This is a genomic window from Halovenus amylolytica, assembly GCA_004015825.1.
GTDB lineage: Archaea > Halobacteriota > Halobacteria > Halobacteriales > Haloarculaceae > Halovenus > Halovenus amylolytica.
On sequence record SAYS01000044.1, the window covers coordinates 1 to 4,555 of the forward strand.

General features: G+C 52.0%; 4 protein-coding genes and 1 pseudogene. 2 read left to right on the forward strand and 3 right to left on the reverse strand.

What is annotated here, in order from left to right; genetic code table 11:
- Nucleotides 1-118 precede the first annotated feature (118 nt).
- A complete protein-coding gene (locus EOW68_RS18110) occupies nt 119-535 on the forward strand; it encodes a toxin-antitoxin system TumE family protein (protein WP_431359059.1) in 417 nt (138 codons plus the stop codon).
- Nucleotides 536-755: 220 nt separating this feature from the next.
- Here the strand turns inward: EOW68_RS18110 and EOW68_RS19055 are convergent, their stop codons facing one another.
- A complete protein-coding gene (locus tag EOW68_RS19055; protein ID WP_407040476.1) occupies nt 756-908 on the reverse strand; it encodes a DUF7837 family putative zinc-binding protein in 153 nt (50 codons plus the stop codon).
- Nucleotides 909-1,067: 159 nt separating this feature from the next.
- On the opposite strand from EOW68_RS19055, the gene EOW68_RS19060 reads away from it, so the two are divergent.
- Nucleotides 1,068-1,223 (forward strand): zinc ribbon domain-containing protein, encoded by a 156-nt coding sequence (locus tag EOW68_RS19060; RefSeq protein ID WP_407040475.1) that lies wholly within the window; start codon nt 1,068-1,070, stop codon nt 1,221-1,223.
- Nucleotides 1,224-1,484: 261 nt separating this feature from the next.
- Here EOW68_RS19060 and EOW68_RS18115 read toward each other — a convergent pair whose 3' ends face one another.
- Nucleotides 1,485-2,471 (reverse strand): DUF7983 family protein, encoded by a 987-nt coding sequence (locus EOW68_RS18115; RefSeq protein ID WP_128226557.1) that lies wholly within the window; start codon nt 2,469-2,471, stop codon nt 1,485-1,487.
- Nucleotides 2,472-3,467: 996 nt separating this feature from the next.
- Nucleotides 3,468-4,391: pseudogene (locus tag EOW68_RS18120) on the reverse strand (PDDEXK-like family protein); the annotation flags it as partial.
- Nucleotides 4,392-4,555 lie beyond the last annotated feature (164 nt).

Consider the following 4,555-nt stretch of genomic DNA (forward strand, 5'->3'; position numbering starts at 1 on the left):
CGCAGGTACTCCAAACAGTCCTCTTTGTCAGGCAGAAACACCTTGCTGACGCTCTCTCTGCTGACCATGCTGTAGCAGACTACGAACTCCAGTCATGAGAAAGTATCCACCGCTACAGATGAGCGTTCGTGGTATTATCGAGGAGATGGAACCACTTGCGACACCCGAACTTAATGACTATCTCAATCCATCAGCTCTCGAAGTTGCTTTCGACGATGGACTGTGTGATGCTGACGAGGCCAAAATCGAGATTCAGTGGACGACCCGGGATGATTACAAGTTCCACTACACGGACACGGACGAGATAAATTTCCGCTGGGGAAAGCACCCTCACGGAGGAGACTATGTTCATGTCCCTGGATTAGAACACTATCATCCACCGCCCGATGCGAGTTCAGATCCAGACGAGGTCAAAGCGTCTTGTATCAGACAGACTCCAGAAGCGTTGGTCACCCGTGCCGTCCTCAAACTCTGGCGGGTCGCCTACCACACAGACTCGTATGCACCACTCAATGCAGGACATAATCCACCGTAGGACACGGTACTGGTGTTCTCTCTCACTACGTTATCATCAAGAAGCGAAATTTCCGACAGGCGGAGCAAACCGAGTACCAGTGGATTGACTAGACCCGTTCAGGTAATCGGTTCGAGCGATTTCATCGAAAAATCCGATTAAGCTGTTCCAGCACTCTTTGATTGTATCCCCGGGCTGCTCGCGGAGGGATTCCGAGGTCATCGATTAGAGTTTGAGTGCATCACTTCGGTGCGACAACGTCCCCACACCCCGGACACTCGGCCCAGACCGCTTCTGTGCCATCATCCTTCTCGTATTCAACCAGAGTCCACGCAGTCGGGATACGGTCACCGCAATCCGGACAGCAACCGAGTATCTGTGTGTCGTCGGGCATGGAAAGGGGATGGAAGGAGCGTGTGACAGTGTTCCTTCCACACGAACATTGAATGGTATCAGAAATAAGACTTTGGTGGGTTAGTAGCGTTCTATGCAGGGTTTTCGTGGGATAGTCAACCAGAACAATTAATTCAGAGCCGTCAGAATTGGATAACTCATGAGCGTCCGCGCACTTGTTGCTCGGCTGCTCTCCACTGAGAACACAGAGAGGGTCACCGAGTGCCGCCAGTGCGGGACGAACCTCTCTTCGGATGCTAATGAATGTCCCGAGTGTGGCTCCGACGAAATCGGGTGTTATCGGATCCCGAAATGAACCGGCATGTCTCCCGTTCAATACAATCCAATCGATTTCCTCGTCAGCATATTAACCAACAAGGACAGACAACGCTGGATTTCGTTGGTTAAGAACGAGTTGGTTCTTATACTTCCGGTCTCGCACTGCTCCAGGTAGATCGATCCACCCACCCGTGAGTTCCGCTGTTCTTAGTGCCCACTCACAGTCACAGACACACACCACTGTTTCCGCTGTTATTCGCCGGACAGCAAGCGTGACAGGGCCGCAAAAGAGCGTCTCTCACCCTTCCATCTCTGAGCCACGACGGAAGCTGGTCAACTCCTCAATCCGCGATTCTAACTGCTCGATCTCCCCACGTAACTCGGCAGCTTCGTCGTGATCGCTGGCGGCAAGTTGGTCCTTGAGCCCTTGTAGTCGCGTCTCTTTTTGTTGTTCGTCAACATCGGCTTTCCGGACGTATTCACTCTCGTCGATCTCGTAGACATCGGATTCGGCGAGTTCCGTCACGTCGAGGGCGTCGTCGACTTTACTCCGATCGAGACTGGTGACCTGCTCCCGGTCGACGCCTGCCTGTTCAAGTCGTTCGATGACGGTCTGTTCGTCTTTCAGCGACTTGTTTTGGCGACTGGTCCGCTGGACGGAGCCGAACGGCCCACTGACCGGTTGGTCGTGATGCAGTCGATTCAGCAGCACGTCTGCAATCTCTTTGCGGAGACTGTCGGTATTGCGTTGGACGTCTGAACACAGCGTATACAGATTGACGAGTGCTTCTGTCTCCAACGCAGTTAGTGAGTCGAGGTCGTGCCGCTCTAGGGCGTCGATCAACAGCAAGGAATCGGCATAGACCTCTAGGTCGGGTTCACTCCGGTCGATATCTTTGTCATTCTCGTCACCTGTCTGCTCGATTTCGAGCAACTGACTGGTGGTCGGTCCGTCATGTTCACGAATAACTCCTGCGTCTTCGTCGATTTCGAACCGGGGATGGATACTCAACACGGCAGGGTACGGATCGGCATCAGGAGGCAGTCGGTCGAGGTCAAACGCTCCAGCGCTGTCGGTGATGCGCCGATGGAGTGTCTCAAACTGCTCGCGCTGGAGTGGCCTCACTGGGTCGATATCACGATCAAGAAACTCGACGATTACTCGTTGTTCCTGAATATCCTCAATCTGAATCCGATCGTTGGAAAGAGGGCTGAGCAGCGTTGCATCATCGGGTAGTTCCGCAAGATGGTCCAATAGTGTATGCCACGAGACACCGAAGCTCATATGGACTCATTGTGGCCGGGAAACAAAATATCAGTCGTCGACTCCTTGTGCAGTAGTCATCTTTGAATTACTGGGTATCTCGAACAATCGGGACTTCTCTTGATCAATTTCCAAGCCACGAATCAGCAGACAGACTCCAATTTTCGCATGAAAGCTACTGAGATAGACGCTGACACAGCTGGTCTCCAAAGATTCCGATATTAACCAACAAAACTAGGCGTACCCTGGCCCTGTTGGTTAATAATCTGACGCCGGTCAGGATACACCCCAGTTTCATCAATTCCAGATGACTGAACACACACCACTATTTCCAGTGAATAATCGACCGACAACGCCGCGACAATAACTCGAAACCGGAACATATGAAATAGTGGTTTGTGAGCCTTCCACAGAGCGGCTGACGACTTACTCGCACAGGTGCTCATGTGCAACCTCGTCGCCAGCGTACGTCCAGTCTCCGTGTCCACTCTTCTCCACGCCCGGGACACCGTTGAAATGTCGCTAGACTGATTGCCACAGGGAGTTCGTGTCTGAATATCCCTCGCCGTGGTGTTCATACACGTACTCACGCAACTCCGCTGTCTGCGCCGTCTCGATCTCGCGCCGCCGCAGAGTTAGCGTTAGTCAGCCTGAATGAGTCAGACGCATATCTGACGGGTGATTAAGACAACTCCAATTGAGCGATCACTTGGAGTGCCACTTGATCTGCTGCAAGGCTCCAATCCCAATCCTTTCCGACGGCACTCCCTTTCTGTGTGATCAGTGACGGTGAGCGCGAGACGCAGGAGTGTTGCTCAATGGGGCTGGGATCGCCAGTGGGATGTTAGGAGCTCCTGTCATTCGTCGGCGTACTCGAGGAACGGATCGTAGTTGACGGCGTCATCAATCACATCCTGCAAGGCAGTAATCACGGTCATGGCTTCGAGGGGATGGACATCGAGTTTGCTAATTCACATTCAGGTGTGTGATAATTCTTGGTGTCTTCAAACCTCCTGTTTAGTCGGGCTGATGATTGGCCGCAACCGTTTCGATGTGGGGCTCGACAATTTCCCGGAGTTGATGGAGCTCATGTGCTGCGTCTCTCACTGATTCATTCGATTTCTCGAAATGGATTGGGACCGACTTGGCAAGATAGGCATAGCTACCATCAATGACCTCCCAACCGTTGGCTTCAAGTTCTTGAAGCCGTTCCTCTCCCAGCTGAGTCTTAAATTCCTCTCGGATCATGTGTTTGTCACCATGCTCAATATCCAGACGTAGTCGGATTCGTGGATGATCGCGTTTCAGATGAATGTGCGGTTCGTACTCAATGCTGGTCCCAGTGTCTAGGTTCTGCCAGGGTGCTTTGTAGAAGTTGATATATCTCGTCGGTCGATTGTTTACTTCCCACTCCTCGGGATCAACGTCACCCTCAGCGAAAAACGCTTGCTTGAGATCACGGAAGAGCGTCTTTTTATCTGTTTCATAGGCACCTTTGAGGCGGTCGATCATATCATGGTGCTCAATGTACAGTTCTGTCTCAGTCGAAATATCGTCACTATTAGTCATGTTAAGTTCTCGTTTGATTGTATCGAGGAAATCAGCCAGTTGTGCAGTGCTCTTCGCTGGATACTGTCCATGTCCTTCCTTGAGTACATCTTCGAGGTGGGTAACGACCTCTCGCCAGGAAATCTCGACGAATTCATCGGACGATGGTTCTGAGGCGTTCTCTGGAGCGAGATACAGATACTCGCCTGTCCCATCAAATTCGCTCACCACAACATCACCGAGGCTCGTTGCGGTCGCGTAACGAGCTGTCTGTTCGCCTGTCTCTGGCGAGTTGACCTTCAGTTCGATACAAATGAACCATTCGTCGTCAAGCCTTAGCAGCAGATCGACTGGACCGTTGCTAGTCGGTACTTCCGATTGAATCTCGACTTGATCAAGATCGTGTCCCCTGCCCTCGAAAGTTGTCTTTGGATGTCGTTACTTCCCGAACGAGGCGAGAGAGTGCTGCCTGAGCGCCACGAAACAGTCACTTTCTGTATGATTTGGCGGTCAGTCTCGGTTGCTGCCGCGGCGTAGATTGAGACAAGTCCAATTCA